This window comes from Facilibium subflavum (assembly GCF_003574485.1).
Lineage (GTDB): Bacteria > Pseudomonadota > Gammaproteobacteria > Francisellales > Francisellaceae > Facilibium > Facilibium subflavum.
The window spans coordinates 1-681 of the sequence record NZ_QLIT01000335.1 but is presented as its reverse complement, the minus strand read 5'-3'; the positions used below and the strand labels follow the sequence as shown (position 1 = coordinate 681).

General features: G+C 39.5%; 2 protein-coding genes. Both read right to left on the bottom strand.

Features of this window, described 5'->3' with window-relative positions:
- Positions 1-74: 74 nt before the first annotated feature.
- Complete coding sequence (tnpA, locus tag DNK84_RS13785; protein WP_119345022.1) at positions 75-392, bottom strand: IS66 family insertion sequence element accessory protein TnpA; 318 nt, start codon at positions 390-392, stop codon at positions 75-77.
- Positions 393-448: 56 nt separating this feature from the next.
- On the bottom strand, positions 449-681 hold a 233-nt coding region (locus DNK84_RS14730), incomplete at its 5' end, for a hypothetical protein (RefSeq protein WP_407920627.1).

Here is a 681-nt window from a genome sequence, read left to right as displayed (position 1 = left end):
ACTGAGATAAAATCAAAGCGGATAAGACATCGATAATATTGCGAATATCAACCGGAAAATTGGCCAGGTAAATCTCATGTGCCGGCGTTAACATCACAAGGTACCCTTAATGTGATCCCAAATGGCAAATCAATTTCAATCATGCATTTTTGTTTTGCCGTATTTGCATCGATATGAAAAGGAATAAAACCAGAAGGGGCATGAGGTGGGCTTGTGTCATCCTTTGTTACCTTAATGCGCGGTTTAAGCGCACCTTCTGCAATGAATTTGGTACGCCATTTGGAAAATGATGCTTTGGATACTTCCTGTTCCTGGCAGAATTTATCCTGTGTTAGCCCTGAGACTTCCCAATCCCTAATAATTGATAGCCACTTGATTTGCGTTTCTGTCATCGTCTGTGCTCCATATTTGTGAATAAACAACAACAGTATGATTTAATGGCACTAAGTTAAGCCGCATTTTTGTATAAACCTCGAGCTTTTTTTAGTGGAGGATATGTCTTTGTTCTGCGTTTTCTGCACCGAGGCTCTTTGCGTCCTGTTCTGTTGGCGACCTGTTTATGGACAATGATTTTAAACAGTTGTCTGAGTATTTCTGGATCGTCTTTGCAGAGTAAATCAGTCTGTGAAAATATCCGTATACTTTGTAATGTAAGCTTAAAACTTAAACTACAAGGCATAC